This window comes from Vibrio sp. 10N.247.311.51 (genome assembly GCF_041467855.1).
Lineage (GTDB): Bacteria > Pseudomonadota > Gammaproteobacteria > Enterobacterales > Vibrionaceae > Vibrio > Vibrio coralliirubri.
In genome coordinates this window covers 38185-54585 of sequence record NZ_JBFSVK010000017.1, presented here as the reverse complement: position 1 = coordinate 54585, position 16401 = coordinate 38185, and the positions used below count along the sequence as shown (strand labels likewise).

The 16401-nt window shown below is 44.8% G+C and carries 12 protein-coding genes and 1 pseudogene; 1 reads left to right on the top strand and 12 read right to left on the bottom strand.

The features are described from left to right. Window positions 1-49 precede the first annotated feature (49 nt). The 9 genes and pseudogenes from AB6E85_RS15790 to AB6E85_RS15750 form a co-directional block, all read right to left on the bottom strand. Window positions 50-1933: pseudogene (locus tag AB6E85_RS15790) on the bottom strand (methyl-accepting chemotaxis protein). A gap of 322 nt (window positions 1934-2255) precedes the next feature. After that, a complete protein-coding gene (locus tag AB6E85_RS15785) occupies window positions 2256-3827 on the bottom strand; it encodes a BCCT family transporter (protein ID WP_048607163.1) in 1572 nt (523 codons plus the stop codon). A gap of 271 nt (window positions 3828-4098) precedes the next feature. Continuing rightward, entirely contained in the window at window positions 4099-5697 is a 1599-nt protein-coding gene (locus tag AB6E85_RS15780; protein ID WP_372143182.1) for a BCCT family transporter, read from the bottom strand. A 169-nt stretch (window positions 5698-5866) separates the two neighbouring features. Continuing rightward, a complete protein-coding gene (locus AB6E85_RS15775) occupies window positions 5867-6505 on the bottom strand; it encodes a response regulator transcription factor (RefSeq protein ID WP_017060961.1) in 639 nt (212 codons plus the stop codon). Beyond that, on the bottom strand, window positions 6498-7853 hold the full coding sequence (locus tag AB6E85_RS15770) for a cache domain-containing protein (protein WP_372143181.1): 1356 nt from the start codon (window positions 7851-7853) through the stop codon (window positions 6498-6500). Before AB6E85_RS15770 ends, AB6E85_RS15775 begins: the two co-directional genes overlap by 8 nt. A 104-nt stretch (window positions 7854-7957) precedes the next feature. Continuing rightward, window positions 7958-9241, bottom strand: coding sequence for a TRAP transporter large permease subunit (locus AB6E85_RS15765; protein WP_372143180.1), 1284 nt, complete (start codon window positions 9239-9241; stop codon window positions 7958-7960). 12 nt (window positions 9242-9253) lie between these two features. Continuing rightward, entirely contained in the window at window positions 9254-9796 is a 543-nt protein-coding gene (locus AB6E85_RS15760; RefSeq protein WP_050635125.1) for a TRAP transporter small permease subunit, read from the bottom strand. Between the two features lie 228 nt (window positions 9797-10024). Then, on the bottom strand, window positions 10025-11119 hold the full coding sequence (locus AB6E85_RS15755; RefSeq protein WP_050052955.1) for a TRAP transporter substrate-binding protein: 1095 nt from the start codon (window positions 11117-11119) through the stop codon (window positions 10025-10027). 570 nt (window positions 11120-11689) lie between these two features. Then, a complete protein-coding gene (locus AB6E85_RS15750) occupies window positions 11690-12082 on the bottom strand; it encodes a hypothetical protein (protein ID WP_017060956.1) in 393 nt (130 codons plus the stop codon). 220 nt (window positions 12083-12302) lie between these two features. Here AB6E85_RS15750 and AB6E85_RS15745 point away from each other — a divergent pair, with 220 nt between their 5' ends. Further along, window positions 12303-13103 (top strand): DUF2982 domain-containing protein, encoded by an 801-nt coding sequence (locus AB6E85_RS15745; protein WP_372143179.1) that lies wholly within the window; start codon window positions 12303-12305, stop codon window positions 13101-13103. Window positions 13104-13214: 111 nt separating this feature from the next. Here AB6E85_RS15745 and AB6E85_RS15740 read toward each other — a convergent pair whose 3' ends face one another. The 3 genes from AB6E85_RS15740 to AB6E85_RS15730 form a co-directional block, all read right to left on the bottom strand. Beyond that, window positions 13215-13868: an MBL fold metallo-hydrolase gene (locus AB6E85_RS15740; protein WP_050643845.1), complete on the bottom strand. Its 654-nt coding sequence runs from the start codon at window positions 13866-13868 to the stop codon at window positions 13215-13217. Between the two features lie 205 nt (window positions 13869-14073). Beyond that, window positions 14074-14622, bottom strand: a complete 549-nt coding sequence (locus AB6E85_RS15735; protein ID WP_048613171.1) for a YcbK family protein — start codon at window positions 14620-14622, stop codon at window positions 14074-14076. A 198-nt stretch (window positions 14623-14820) separates the two neighbouring features. Then, window positions 14821-16359 carry a murein L,D-transpeptidase gene (locus AB6E85_RS15730; RefSeq protein WP_372143178.1) on the bottom strand — a complete coding sequence of 513 codons (1539 nt, stop codon included), beginning with the start codon at window positions 16357-16359 and terminating at the stop codon, window positions 14821-14823. Window positions 16360-16401: the final 42 nt, after the last annotated feature.

Below are 16401 nucleotides of genomic sequence, written 5' to 3'. Positions count from 1 at the left end.
AAAGCCGAATGTGATATTCACATTCGGCTTTCAAATTACCTGTTAGCGCTTACAGCTTGAAGCGGCTGATTTCGCTTTCTAGCTCGTGAGACAGTTCAGAAAGCTGCGCAGCTTGCTCTGCAGCTTGGTGCGCTTCATCTGCTAGCTCGTTAGATACGTCACGGATTCCTTCAGTGTTACGAGTAATCTCAGACGTTACTGACGCTTGCTCTTCTGCAGCAGAAGCAATCTGTGTTGCCATGTCGCTGATGCGTTCAACAGCAGCATGGATTTGCGTTAGGCTTGCAGCCGCTGAGTTCGCGTCATCAACACTGGTTTCAGCAAGTGTACGGCTATCGTTCATGATGTTAACCGCTTTGCCTGTTGTACCTTGCAGCAACTCAATCGTTTGTTGAATTTCTTGCGTTGAACCGTGTGTACGTTGGCTTAGAACTCGAACTTCATCCGCAACTACTGCGAAACCACGACCTTGCTCACCGGCACGTGCAGCTTCAATAGCGGCATTAAGTGCAAGTAGGTTAGTTTGTTCTGCAATACCTTGAATGTTAGACAAGATAGCGTTGATACTGTTGCCGTGCTCTTCAAGTTCTAGAATCACGTTGGTTGCGATTTGAACTTCTTGAGCAAGGTTTTGGATAGAGCTTTGAGTCTGTGTTACTTGACCAGTACCGTGCTCACACGCGCCAACCGCTTCAGATGAGTTCTGTGCAGTGTGGTCTGCGTTACCTGCGATCTCTTGTGTTGCTGCAGCCATTTCGTTAACGGCTGTTGCTACCATGTTGATCTCGTCTTGTTGCATTTGGATACGAGCACTACGTTCTTAAGCTTGAGAAGCCGTTTGACGCGCTTGGTTGCCCAGCGCAGCAGATACTTCGCTTAGCTTGATCACCATGGTGTGCATGTTGCCCACAAAACGGTTGAAGTTTGCAGCAAGCTGACCAATTTCGTCGTCGCTCTTAGGCTCAAGACGTTGAGTAAGGTCACCCTCACCTGAAGCAATTTCTTCAAGTGCCGCTGAAACGCGGTTTAGGTCGCGGAATAGGAAGCTCACTAACCAAGACACGAGTACGATTACGATGAGCGTAATAACGACAGCAGTGATGATCAGCTGAGTAAGTAGCGTTGAGTGGTTCGCTTCTTCTGTTGCTTTGTCCATCTGAACCGCGAAGATCCAGTTAGTGTTAGGCACCTTCGTGAAGTAAAGCAGCTTGTCAGCGCCGCGCTCTTTGATGATCTCGATGCTACCCGTACGCACTGCATTTTCGATAATAGGCATAGAGATATCGTTTGAAAGCTGGCTTACTGGCTTCAAGCTTAGTGCTGAATCTGGGTGTGCTAGGAATGTGCCGTCAGAGGCATCAATGAGCATTGCGTAAGCGTTGTCACCAACATCAAGGCTGATTACATCGTTAACTAATTGGTCGATAAGTACGTCTGCACCAACAACACCAACAAGTTGGCCGTTGTGGCGAACAGGTTCTGCGATCGTTACTAGAAGTGCTTTAGTGATTGCATCTTGATAAGCCGTGGTAATGATTTGCTTACCTGCAGCGTTTGCTTCTTGGTACCAAGGACGTTGACGAGGATCGTAATCTGCACGATTACGTTCAGGGTGTGAACGGTACATTCCACCTTCTGGAGTACCTAAAAAGATATCGTCAAAGCCACCCGCTACACGAGCTTGCTTAAGGAAAGGAACAACATCATCCTCTCGTGAAAAGTCATTAAATGCTGATGCGATATCCGTGCGGATATCAATCCAGTTTTTAATCCCTTCAGATGCTGCTTCAGATACGCTTTCAGCTCGTAGGTATACGCCATTACGAGTCTGTTCAAATAATTGGTTTGCTGACAACCAAGTCAACGCTGTAGCCATAACGACAACAGCAGATAGGCTAGCACCTATCAACTTCTGCTTTAGTGTTAGTTTCATGTCAAAGTTTCACGAGTGGTGGGAAATCCCGCGCATACTACCCAATATCAGTATTAAATTCGAGCGATTTCACAATTTAATATCGGAATATAATTTTAATCAAACCATAAGCTTACCTAATGTCAATTCCTTGGCTTGTCGCCAAATTTAAGGCGGCATTATCTCTACGGTTATTAGAATTTTTATCGCACTTCACATGTTAAAAGAGACATGAAAAAACGGTAAAGAAGAAACAAAAAAGGCAGAAGAGTTCCCTCTTCTGCCTTCATATTATTTACCGTTCTACTGCGTATAAATAGCAGTAGATTTCAGCTTAAAAAGCCTAGCGTTTTTCTGTACGCATACCCATTAGCAAGCTCACACACATCAGCAATAGAATGATGGTGAATGGCAATGCCGTCGAGATTGCACCCGCTTGTAGAGCTTGTACTGCTTCAGTACCACCAACCCACAATAGAGCAACAGCAATAGCACCTTCTAGGAACGCCCAGAACACACGTTGAGGCACAGGCGTATCAACTTTACCACCAGCGGTGATGCTGTCGATTACTAGAGAGCCTGAGTCAGACGATGTAATGAAGAATACTAGAACCAATACAACCGCAATGATTGAAAGCAGAGTACCGAACGGCAGTGCATCAAACATTTGGAACATTGCTAGTGATACATCCGTTAGGCCGTCTTGACCAAGAATACCAACGTTATTCACGATTTGGTCAATCGCCATGCCACCGAATACTGACATCCAAATGATAGTCACTGTAGTCGGTACAATCAGTACTGCTGTGATGAACTCACGAACGGTACGACCTTTAGAAACACGTGCGATAAACATACCTACGAATGGAGACCATGAGATCCACCAAGCCCAGTAGAATACAGTCCAACCGTGCATCCACGTTTCATCTTCACGACCGTGAGGGTTACTTAGCGGAATGATGTTTTCAATGTATGCCATCAATGTTGTTGGGATAGAACCTAAAGTCACCGCGTAGCCGATTAGAGCCACTAAGATAAGCAGTAGGAAAGCAACCAACATGTTGATGTTACTGATAACTTTAACGCCACCATCAATACCACGAAGTACTGATACTACCGCCAATAAAGTCACCGCTGTAATCACAATAACTTGCAGACCTAGGCCCGCTTCAATGCCGAATACATGCTGAATACCACTTGCCGCTTGTTGCGCACCAAGACCTAACGATGTCGCCAGACCAAATAGTGTTGCAAGTACAGCAAGAATATCAACGATGTGACCTGCCCAGCCCCAAGCTCTATCACCTAAAATTGGGTAAAAGATAGAACGGATAGAAAGAGGCAGTCCCTTGTTGTAAGAGAAAAACGCAAGTGACAGTGCTACTACGCCATAAATCGCCCAAGGGTGTAGACCCCAGTGATACATGGTTGCACCCAATGCCAGTTTTGCAGCTTCTGGTGTGTTTGGTTCAACACCTAACGGAGTTTCAAACCAACCCGTGAAGTAAGCAGCAGGCTCAGCCACACTCCAGAACATCAAGCCGATACCCATACCTGCGGCAAACAGCATCGATAGCCAAGAGATGAATGAGTAATCTGCCGTCGCATCAACACCACCAAGGCGGATTTTGCCGTATGGAGAAACAATCAAGCCCAAGCAAAAAATTACGAAAATATTACCCGACCAGATGAAAAGCCAATCAAACGAATTGATAATCTGGCCTTTAACGCCATCTAGTGCAGCCTTTGCTGAAGCGGTATCTGTAATAAGAACACCGATCAGGAACAAAGCGATAAGTCCCGCACTGATACCAAATACTGGGTTATGAACATCAAAACCCCATTTTTGGACGTTATCTTGACCGACAGTGTAATCCGTACTGTCGATACTGTATTTATCTATACCTTTAGTCATTATCCCTCTCTACGGAATACTATTAGGGTCTATTGACCTCGTATTCCTTACTTACCTGCGACTTAATCACAAACTCGAACCTACGATCCAAGTAGTACAAGCTGTTGTCACAATAATTCAAATACTTGGATGTCTGAAGTTTAGCAGGTTAACTTGTTGTTTTCAGTAAACCAGAATCGGTTCGATGGAATTTCAAACAATATTCACGTAATTACTCAAGTTTATGACGAAAAAAAGGTCGACCCTGTCGACCTTTTTATCAAAAATACTTTTAACTCAAAGCATTTTGGTGCTTAACCAATTGATTTTCAGTTCGTAAACCTAGCAATAAGCTTAGGCACATAAGCAATAATATGAAGGCAAATGGTAGCGCCATTGATACCGTTCCAGCTTGCAGTGCTTGAATAGATTCCGTACCACCAACCCATAGTAGAACCGCTGCAATCGCGCCGCCCATCAACGCCCAAAATACACGTTGTGGAACCGGAGCATCCACTTTACCGCCAGAGGTAATGCTATCGATAACCAATGAGCCTGAATCAGACGAGGTGATAAAGAACACCATAATCAAACCAATCGATACCACTGACAGCACAGAGCTCATTGGCAGTGCATCGTAAGTGTGGAAAAGAGAAAGTGTAATATCTTGCAGACCATTCATACCAATCTCGCCCACCTTGTTCGCCACTTGATCAATCGCGATACCACCGAAAATAGCCATCCAGATGATGATTACAGTCGTTGGAATGAACAATACAGCAACGATGAATTCACGAATCGTACGACCTTTAGAGATACGAGCGATGAACATGCCGACGAATGGTGACCAAGACATCCACCACGCCCAGTAGAATACCGTCCAACCTTGCATCCACGTTTCGTCATCACGACCATGAGGATTACTTAAAGGAATGAAGTTTTCGATGTAGCCCATTAGCGCGGTTGGGATTGCTTTAATGCCCGCCATGCCACCAGCGATGGTAACGAAGATAAGCAAGCCCAAAGCAACCAGCATGTTCACATTACTCAGAAGCTTTACGCCACCGTTAATGCCGCGAACCACTGACATTGTTGCTAAGAAAGTGACCACAGCGATAACAATCAGCTGCATGCCAATACCGCCATCGGTACCAAATACATGGTTAATACCGCTGGTTGCTTGTTGAGCACCTAAGCCCAATGAAGTTGCAAGGCCAAATAGTGTTGCAAGTACAGCGACGATATCAACAATATGACCAAACCAACCCCAAGTTCTATCACCCAAAATAGGATAGAAAATAGAGCGGATTGATAGAGGTAAACCTTTATTGAAGGTGAAGAAGGCAAGCGCTAGAGCAACAACAGCGTAAATCGCCCAACCGTGCAGACCCCAGTTGTAGATGGTTGCACCAAGAGCCAACTTCGCCGCTTCAGGAGAGTAAGCTTCAACACCTAATGGCGTTTCATACCAGCCAGTGAAATAAGCCACTGGCTCAGCCACACCCCAGAACATTAGGCCAATACCCATTCCCGCAGCGAATAACATCGACATCCAAGATAGGTTTGAGTGCTCTGCTTTGGCATCATTGCCACCAATACGTATCTTGCCATACGGGGAGACAATGAGGGCAAAACAGAAAATAACGAAGATGTTTGCTGCCCACATGAAGAAACCATCGAAGTTACCGATGACTTTCCATTTGATTCCATCAAGCGCCGCTTTTGCGGTGTCAGGGTCTGCGACTAGAAGTGCCAGAAGAAAGACAATGATCGCTCCTGCACTGATTCCAAATACTGGGTTATGAACATCAAAACCCCATTTCTGAACGTTATCTTGTCCTACTGTATAATCGGTATTTTCAATACTATACCTATCTTTTACAGGCTCCATGCTTCCTCTCTAATTTGCAGCGCACAGTTTGCAACATTGCATTCGGCGCTTAAATTTCGAAAAGAAGAATATCAACCTGTCGCAAAAATACTAAAAAAACCTCCATAAAGGAGGCGTAAATTACACATTTAGTAATTAAATTACACATTTAACGTTATTTAGCGTAAGATCAGTCCACAAGCCCGGAGCTGACAGCATATTTTGCAAGCTCTGCCGTAGAGTGAATATCGAGCTTATGCTTAATATTTTGCCTATGGGTTTCTACCGTTCGATAGCTGATATTCAGCGCCTTCGCGACCTCTTTACTGCTCTCCCCTTTTGCGACTAATTTCAGCACAGCCTCTTCACGTCTGCTCAATGGATTCTTGACCGATGGCGTGGGAGTAATCGGCTGAGTAAACAAATTCTGCGTGACTTTTTCACAGAAATAGGTCGAACCTTGATTGACCGTTTTGATTGCCTGCACCATTTTTTCAGCCGAAATCTCTTTCAACATGTAGCCGACAGCACCCGACTGCATCACCTTCATGATGTATTCACGGTTGTTATGCATGGTCAGCATCAGTACCTTGGCTTCTGGGTCTTCTTCTTTGATCAGATGGGTAGCATCAATGCCATTCATGATAGGCATGCTGATATCCATCAACACCACATCAGGGCGCAGAGACTTAACGACCTCTACCGCTTCTAGTCCATTACTGGCGGTACCTATCACGCTAATATCTGGCTCGAGTTCCAATCTCGCCATAAAGCCATCCAGTACCACTTGGTGATCATCAGCAATCACAACTCGAATAACTTCACTCATTCATTAATCCCTCTAGTGTCAGTAACACTGTAATTTCCGTTCCGAGGCCAATCTCACTCATCAATTCAAAGTCACCACCGATGAACTCCACTCGCTCTCTCATGTTACGCAGCCCGATCCCTCGTTTTTCCATCGCTTTATAGGTGTTGAAACCGACACCGTTATCTTGAATCAGTAGCTGCAGCACATTACCAATTTGCTGCGCGATAACCGTTACTTTAGTCGCTTGCGCGTGTTTCTCGATATTATTCAGCGACTCTTGCACCACTCGATACAAGGTTGTCGCGGCCTCAGATTTCAGCTTGCCCTGTTGAGTACTGAACAAGGTTTCCACTTCAATACCCGAGTGCGCCTGAAAATCTAATAACAGCGAAGACAACGCCGCTTCTAAGCCTATATCATCCAACGAACTTGGACGAAGTTGATGCGAGATGTGCCTCACTTCCTCGATCGCTCGCATCAATGAATGCTGCGACTTATTCAAATGGGCTTTGAGCTCTTCATTTTGTAGCTTATTACCGAGCAGTTCTAAGTGGCAACGACTCGACACTAATAATTGATTAATACCATCATGTAACTCACGCGCTAGGTGTTTCTTCTCGTCTTCTTGGAACATCACCGTCTTGTGCGCCAGTTCCTTTAGGTTGTTATCCGCAATACGATGTTCATGCATGTTGATGGCTAAGGTAAGCACGATAATAACGGCCACCGTCACACTCAAAATCACCACAATAGAGAAGAACGTGGTTTCAATATTCTTGTTAATCTCGGCCTGCATCGAAGCCACTTCTTGATGCACATCCTCAATATACAAACCGGTGCCAATCATCCAATCCCAGCGTTCCAACCAAGCGGCGTAACTCAACTTAGACACGACCTCACCCGTCGATGGCTTTTGCCATAAATACTGGTGAAACCCTCCACCGGTTTGCGCCTCTCTTAGCAGGGCTTCTATCAGAAAGTCGCCATCTTCGTCTTGCAATTCGAGTAGGTTTTGGCCAATCAATTCAGGCTGAATTGGGTGAACTAAATTGGTTCCGTGACGATCGTAGGCAAAGAAATACCCGTCTGATCCATATCTAAGTTTAGACAATATGGTTCGAACTTTGTTTTTGGCTTGAGCTTCTTGGATATTTGGATCGTTATAGACGTGTTCTATGGCGTCGAACGCGAGGTCAACCGTGTCTTTGAGGGCGTTTTCACGCGACTTGATTAGGCTGTCTCTGAAGATCTCGACCTCTTTCGCACCCAACGTTTTGGTCTGGTGTAACGAGATCCAACTAATGCTCGCCGTTACCAGCAGCAACGGAAGTAGCGTCAGCAAAATCAGCTTGGCTTTTAGAGGCATTCCTTTCCCTCACAAAAAACGGCTTACTGAACATCAATAAGCCGTTTTACTTTAGCAATTTATAGATAGCCGTTGAAACATATCGTTCACATTCTTGGCGTCACTCACATTCCATAAAACGCGGGGAACGCGAGAAGTGACCCAAGTACGAGTATCTGAATCACAATGAAAGGCATCACACCTCGGTAGATATCTTTGGTCGTTACGCCTTTTGGTGCTACCCCTTTCAAATAGAACAAACTGAAGCCAAATGGCGGCGTTAAGAAGGAGGTTTGTAGGTTCATCGCGATAAGGATAGCGAACCATGTCATGTTGATGCCCATCAGTTCAGCAACTGGCGCAATGATCGGCACGATGATGAAACAGATCTCTACGAAGTCGATGAAGAAACCCAAAATCAGAATCACTAACATGGTAATGATCAGGAAGCCCCATTTCTCACCCGGTAGCTGTAGCATCCACTCTTCAACCAGATAATCACCACCAGTGTAGGTAAACGCCATTGAGAATGCCGTTGCACCCAACAAAATAGCAAATACCATCGCGGTTACTTTGACCGTCTCTTTAGACGCGTCGTACACCATCGACCAACTAAACTGGCCGTAAAGCAGTGCAAGAATCATCGCACCCGCGCCACCTAATGCCGCTGACTCTGTTGGCGTAGCAACACCTGCGAAGATAGAGCCCAGTACAACAATGATGAGCGCTAAAGGCGGAAGAATCGCTTTCAGTGCATTAAACACTTCTTGCTTACGGCTGATGGAGTCATCACGTTCAATCGGTTGAGCCGCTTCAGGGTGTAGCTTCGCGTATATCAAGATATAAACGATGTACGCGCCGACCAGCATCACGCCCGGCCAAATCGCCGCTTGGAACAAGTCGCCTACTGGCACACCTAGTACGTCACCCAATAGAATCAATACGATGGAGGGTGGAATGATCTGCCCTAGCGTACCAGACGCACAAATAGTGCCGCAGGCTAAGCCTTTGTCGTAGTTGTACTTAAGCATTACGGGTAACGAGATAAGACCCATCGCCACTACCGAAGCCCCTACTACGCCGGTTGACGCAGCAAGCAGTGAACCTACCAGTACCGTCGAGATTGCGATACCACCACGAACACCACCAAACAGTCGTCCCATAGACTCAAGCAACTGCTCAGCAAGCTTGGTCTTTTGCAGAACAAGCCCCATGAAGACAAACAATGGAACGGCCATCAGCACCGTGTTTTCCATGATTGATTGAATTCGATATGGCATAAAGGCAAACATTTCGATGCCCTCAGCCCAAACACCAAAGATTAACGCGATACCACCAAAGGTGAACGCCACAGGGAAGCCAAGTAAAAGTGCAAACAAGGCTACGAAAAACATTACTATTCCAATCATGTTCAGCCTCTACTAATTCTTTGTATGAGTATTGTTTGCATGGATAAGATGCGGATTAAAAATCTTATTAAGTGAGTGGAGGATTAAACCCACGCCACTGAGTGCCATTAGAAAGAATGACAGCGGGATCATAGCTTTGATGATCCAGCGATATGGCAAGCCACCTGGGTCACCTGAGGTTTCGCCGAGGTTATAACTCTCTTTGGCCACATCAATACCAAACCATGCAACCAACAAACAGAAAGGCATCAGGAAGATCAGTGTGCCGAGCAGGTCAATAATCGCTTGCGCCTTGAAGCTCAGTTGCTCGTAGAACACATCCACTCGCACATGACCACCAGCCTTGATGGCATAAGGAACACCTAATAGGAAAACGGCTGAGAAAAGGTGCCATTCCATCTCTTGGAAAGCGATTGAGACATCATTGAACGCATATCTCATGACAACGTCATACACAACGTTAGCGATTAGTAGAATAAACAACATACTGGAAAGCCATCCCAGTGCGTCACCGATACGATTAAACACGCGTTCAATATAAATTAGACTTCGCATTCCCGACTCCATGGAATTTGAAAAGACATCGCGCAGTACAGCTAACCAAACTAAAAACAATTCAGTTTATAGCTAGCAATAGGCACGACGTAGAAAGGGTTCTTGGGCGTATTACAGGATCTATCCTGCTTAGTTATTATGTTTAAAATGAACCCTCGGCTTATTCACTCTTAAATACTCAATAAGAAAAGCTTCGGGTTCATTTAGATTCAGTTCAACAACTGTCGATTATTTCGCTTGGCTATTTAGATAAGCTCTATGTGAAATATCCGTCCATGAACGTACTTGCTCTAGGTAAGCTGCTTGTGAAGCTTGAATCTCTTTTGCCAATGCATCTTTCTCAGCGTGCTCAGCAAGAAGACGATCGTTCGCTTCTTTCAGTGCAGACATTACCTCTGGCGGGAAATCTTTAACTTGTACATCTGGGTATTCTGTTTTCATTGAAACCCAGTTCTTACCACTTTCGTGTGTTGCTTGTGTGTACATGTCGTAAGCCGCTGTACGCATGGCAACACGCAAGATCTCTTGTAGGTCTTCAGGAAGCTTGTTCCATGTACGCTTATTCACTAAGAATTGAAGCTCTGAACCCGGCTCATGCCAGCCTGTGTAGTAGTAAGGCGCGATTTTGTGGAAGCCCATTCGTAAATCCAGTGATGGACCTACCCACTCTAGTGCATCGATCGTGCGACGCTCTAAAGATGTGTATAGCTCACCAGGGGCAATGTTCGTCGGTTTAGCACCAAGCTCAGCAAGAATCTCGCCGGCAAAGCCTGGGATTCGCATTTTCAGACCTTGTAGATCTTCTACGCTGTTGATCTCTTTTTGAAACCAACCACCCATCTGAATATCTGTGTTACCACCTGGGAACGACATCAAGTTATGTGGAGAGTAAACCTGCTCCATCAACTCCATACCACCACCGTGATAGAACCACGCGTATTGTTCTGCTGGCGTCATACCAAAAGGCATAGAAGTGAAGTAAAGAGTGTTTGGAACTTTACCTTTCCAGTAGTAAGAGCCTGAGTGACCCATGTCGTATTGACCAGACTTAACCATGTCAAAAACGCCAAGAGGTGCTTTGTGTTTGTTTGCTGAATCGATTCTGATTTGCAGTCGACCATTCGACATCTTCTCAGCCATCGCCGCCATGTTTTTGGTTGCATCACCGAAAACTGGGAAGTTTGGTCCCCAAGTTTCCGCAAGTTTTAAACGGTAAACCTTATCAGCGGCTGTAGCACCAGTAGCGACCAAAGCTAAACAAGCCGCAGCAGTTACTGCAACGTTTTTAAAAACTCGTGTGAGGGAGTTAGAAATGAGACTCATGTTCACGTCCTTTGTTGGGTTAACACTCTTTCTATGAGCATTTTTTATGATTCAACATAAGAGTGCACCGTGATGAGGCAACAAGATATCAGGGAGAGCACGCACGACGGGCACACACAAACTGCGTATTAGACCAAAGGATTACGTAGAACTACGTAGGAGATGATTAGGTAATGTCGATTTTAAAGGATTGAGGCCATTCACTAGGTAAATGCTTATTGATAAATACCTAAGTATTAATAATTAAATACTCTTAACAATTGATTGCCATTTCGTGATGAAGCTCTATTCATTGCTGTATTTTAGGGAAAACAATCAAGGCTTTGCTCTCTTATTCTACCTAGCTAACGCCCTACTTTAGTGCTTGCTGATTCGAAGCTCAGACACGAGACAAGAGTAATCAGTTAAGCCGGATCTCGAATTGGAATTGAGATTATAGAGCCTAGATTTAGACTTGAGTTTAGATTTGGGCTTGGGCTTGGGCTTGGGCTTGGCATAATGTGCCAGATACAAAAAAGCCTCGAAAATCGAGGCTTAAAAACTTAACGAAGCGAATGTAATCCCACAGGATTAGATAGCTTTGTAGATAACCTTGTTACCTGCTAGCTGCTCTTTCGCTACTAGGTTTTCTTCAAGAAGTTTTTTCAATGCGCCTGTTGCCCATGAAGCTGCTTTCGCGTCTTCTTGACCAGCTTCTAGGCCGATACCTTTAGGGTTAATGCCTTCAGCATTGCTAACAACGATGTCTAGAACTTGTTGTTGCTTAGGAGTCAGTGCTACTGCAACTTCTTTAGTTGCTGCTACTGCTTTCTCTACCGCTGGTTTTGCTGCTACAGTTTTTTCTGCTACAACTTTCTCTGCGACAGGCTTCGCTTTTTTCGGCGTTGCCACTGCTTTAACTACAGCCGCTTTAGTGCGTTTCTGCAGTTTAGCCTGCACCTTACGCTTATGAGCAAGTCTCATTGAATATTTCTCCAGTTCACTGCTCTTTTCGCAGTGGTGAAAATTTGAAGCGCGATTTATACCAAAAAACAGGAGCTATTTGTAGAGTGAAGCGTCGAAAGTCGACGAAAAATACCGATATTGTCTACTAGCGTCTATTATTTAAACATCGACTTATCAATTCAGGGTCATATACACTGGTTATCCATCCAGACAAAAATATGAAAACTTGGTGTTGCCTATGGACACTCGTCACCTTAGTAATTTCTCTTTGCCTTCATTCACTCGCTCGTACCGTATCCTCGCGGTTATTTTAGGCTTCATTTGCTTGATCGTTGCGCTTTACAGTGACAATCCAAAGTTACTGATCGTGGGTGCTTTTTGCAGTATTGCGCTTCTGGGAACTGGCTACTATTTGATGCTGCGTAGCCGAGTGATGTTCACACTTACCCCGACTCATTTTCAGCAGCACTTTTACAAAGGGGGTTGGGTTTTAAAATGGAGTAACATCCAAAAGATTGGTCTTTGCACTTATGAACAAGATGGTTGGCATCAGCCCCTGCCTTGGGTCGGAATTAAAGTAAAAGATTACTCGCCCTACCTTGATTCGATTTGCCCTAAAATCACGTGTGAATTACTGCTCAGCCAACGAGCACTTTTGTACTTAGGAGCCAAGCAAGCAGGCAAAGAGTCCAACTTTGAGGATATGGTTCTCGACTCATCGCATTACCACGCGCGTTGTACTGAAAGTGGCTGTATCGAACTAAGCCAATATAAAGAGTCACAGAATACCGACGACGTTAATTTCAACGATAACCAATCACAAGACAACCTTGATTCACCGAATGAAACAAACAATCAAAACGCGGTGATTAAAGACTATTCTGGCTTACAGGCGATGCTTGCCAACAGAATGAAGTATCAAAGGGGTTTCCACGGTTATGACATTTTCATATCAACCCATGATTTGAATATGAGTGGAGAAGAGTTTGTGGGACTGGCTCGACGCTACTTGGCTGCCGCTGAACGCCTTTCTGATTAAGATTTACCAGTAAGTTCACACGCAATAAAATAGCTTAGCTTTCAGAACAAAAGCTAAGCTTCATTTTCAATCAATCGACACAAATAATTAGCAATTTAATCAAAGACTTAATTAGTATAGGGGCATTTCATCTGCGACGAACGGGTTTGATGCGCGCTCGCGACCGAATGTCGATTCAGGACCATGGCCCGGCACGAATGTCACGTCACTGCCTAGTGGCCAAAGCTTAGTCTTGATTGAAGAGATCAGCGTGTTGAAATCACCTTGTGGGAAGTCAGTACGTCCAATTGCGCCATTGAACAACACATCACCGACAAACGCTAAACGAGCTTGCTCGCTGAACAGTACAACGTGACCTGGAGTGTGGCCCGGCGTATGAATCACATCGATAACTTGATTACCAAAAGTGACTTTGTCGCCCTCTTCTAACCAAGTGTTTGGTTCAAAAGCTTTGCACAGTGGGAAACCAAACATCTGGCTTTGATTCTCTAGACCTTGTAGCCAGAAGTTGTCTGCCTTGTGTGGACCAACAATATTCACCTTCAAGATCTCAGCAAGTGGTACCGTGCCGCCAACATGGTCTAAGTGACCGTGCGTCAATACCAAGTTCACAACCTTAACACCGAGTTCTTCAATGATAGCCGCGAGTTGTTGAACATCACCGCCCGGATCGACAACGATGCCTTCCATGGTTTCATCACACCACACAATCGAGCAGTTCTGAGAGAAAGAGGTAACAGGTACAACTTGATACTTAAGAGACATATACAAACCTTAAAGAGCGAATCTGGTGAACAACTCGAATATCGCTATGTTATTGGCAACAAACCCAACAATAACAAACTAAACAGCAACAAACTGAGCAGCAATAAACCGAGTTATTAGAACAAACTGAAATTTGGGCAAACTATGACATTGGATGTCTACTTTGACAAGTGCCTACCGTATCACTCAATAACTCAGCTTAGCTCTACCAGCTGCGGACTGGACCAGTATCGATATGGATAAAGTTGCTACGCGCATAATAACCGACACCACCCGCGTTCAAGCTTTTCGCTACGTCTCTCAACTCTTTAAGGTCAACACCATCGATACGGAAATCGATCGCTTTACCTAGCATGTGGTAACTCTTCTTAGCGACACCACTCGACTTAGAACGAAGGGCTTCATTAGTCGCCGGAGAACGATAACCAGAGATCACCTGAACTTCTTTTTGAATACCCAACACGTTTTGAATCTGAGTGATCTGATCAAACAGATTCTTATCCATTGGGTGGATTTCATTGCGACGGAAATCGCGGCATAGTTTGCTAAGACGTGCCATCTCGTCACCAACATAGTTAGTGCCATCGAAATAACAAGTCTCTAATCGTTCACCAGTGTGAAGATTATTCATACTAATCGTTCTTGGTTGATCCGGGTATGAAGCGAAAGCGATAGAAGGAGTAAGAGAGGCGACTACAGCAGTACCACCAGCGTAAGTCAGAAACTGACGGCGTGAAAATAAACTTTGAGACATACAGCAAAAAAACCAATTAGATCGAACGAAAAATGCACGATACATAATGGGATTTGCTGCGTCAACGTACAAAAACCGTGCAAAACGTTAGTATTTGTAACCTTTACACGGTTAGTTATTGATACTCATTATAATTTTATCAATAGAAGCTTGCTTGTCATTTTTCGGTCAAGATCACCTTTATTGGTCGTATTTTAATCAACCGCCCTCTTTATCATATTGGTAGATATCGCCGCGGTATTGTATACCTCCTTCTTCAAACAACACGGTTTGATAGATGATGTGCACTGGAATTCGCTTCTTGAGACGAACCTTGGTGTTCGGCGCAAGGTCGCTATTTTGGTTCGGAACCTTCCTTACCTTGGTGGCAAACAACAACTCAGCCAGTTCTTCTGCATGTTCAACACGTATACAACCTGAGCTATAAGCTCGGAAGTCGTCATTAAACAGACCTTTACTTGGTGTATCGTGTAGATAGATCGCGCGCTTATTGGGAGTGTTGAACTTGTACAAGCCTAATGCATTACGTGAACCTGCCTGCTGACGCATTCGATATGGGAAAGAATTGAAGTTGATGGTCTGCCAATCGATCTCTGTGGTGTCGACCGTTTCCATTGAACGCCAACCGTCAATCACTTGGAAGTTGTTCGTTTCAAGGTAACTTTCATCAGCTTTGACCTTAGGCAAGATGTCTTTGACCATGATTTTCCATGGCACATTCCAAGTCGGGTTTAGAATGACCGAATCTAGGTTTATCTCTAAAAGCGGCGTTTTTCGTGATTTTCTGCCTACCACGACTTTCGACTCAAACACCTCTTCGCCATCTTCCCAATACTTCATATCAAAGCTAGGCACGTTGACCACGATAAGAGAGTCTCTGTCTCTTGGCCATAAACGAACGCGTTCTGCATTCAGAGCCAAAGAGCTCAACCGATCATCAAAACCCATATTGATCCACTTGATCGTGTCTGGCCCGATGATCCCATCATCCGTAAGGCCGTGCATGCGTTGGAAAGATTTAATCGCCTTTTGCAGATCTCGATCGAATTCAGGGAAGTCGACCGCGATCATCGAGGTATCAACGCCGACCAATGCAATACGCTCAACCAAAGTCGCTTTGTCCGAGAGCGAGTCTCCCAAGCGTTTCAATCCTTTCTGTCTGTATCGTTCGATATTGAGTTCAGACGCGGTTTCCAACACGGAATAGGTCGCCTTAAATTGGTCAAAATCCCCGACAGGCGGCGCGTAAGACAACACCATCTCCAATAAGTAATCATTAGCAACGCTGCTTTTCAGTCTCATCAGAATATGCGGCGAAGGTGGAGGCAATTTAGAATGCAGCTTACCCGAGAAGTACCACTCTTTACCGGCAAGCGGCGCGTTTTCAACGTAGCTTAGGTAATAGATAAAGGTATCGGTGAGTAAGATGTCCAACTCTTGCCATTGGCGACGAGATTGATACTGGCGGATTTGCTTGAGTTGTCGTTCAAAAAGCGGTGCCATTTGCGCTTGTTCAAGAAGCGACAATTGGAACTCAAACGCTTTAACCAGCTCAGGAGAATCCCAAAGGATAGGCAGAGAAGTGTCTTGATAGATACTCTGTGTGAGCTCTGGATATATAAGCATGTAAGAGAGTTCTGAATCAGCCGGAATGAAACGGCTCTCGTCAGAACTCGTATAGCTCCATGCATGCACAGAGACTAAAACTAGTAATCCACAGAAGTATTTCGCGAACATGCTTAACTCCATCATCAATCATCCCATAAGTATGGCAAAGAT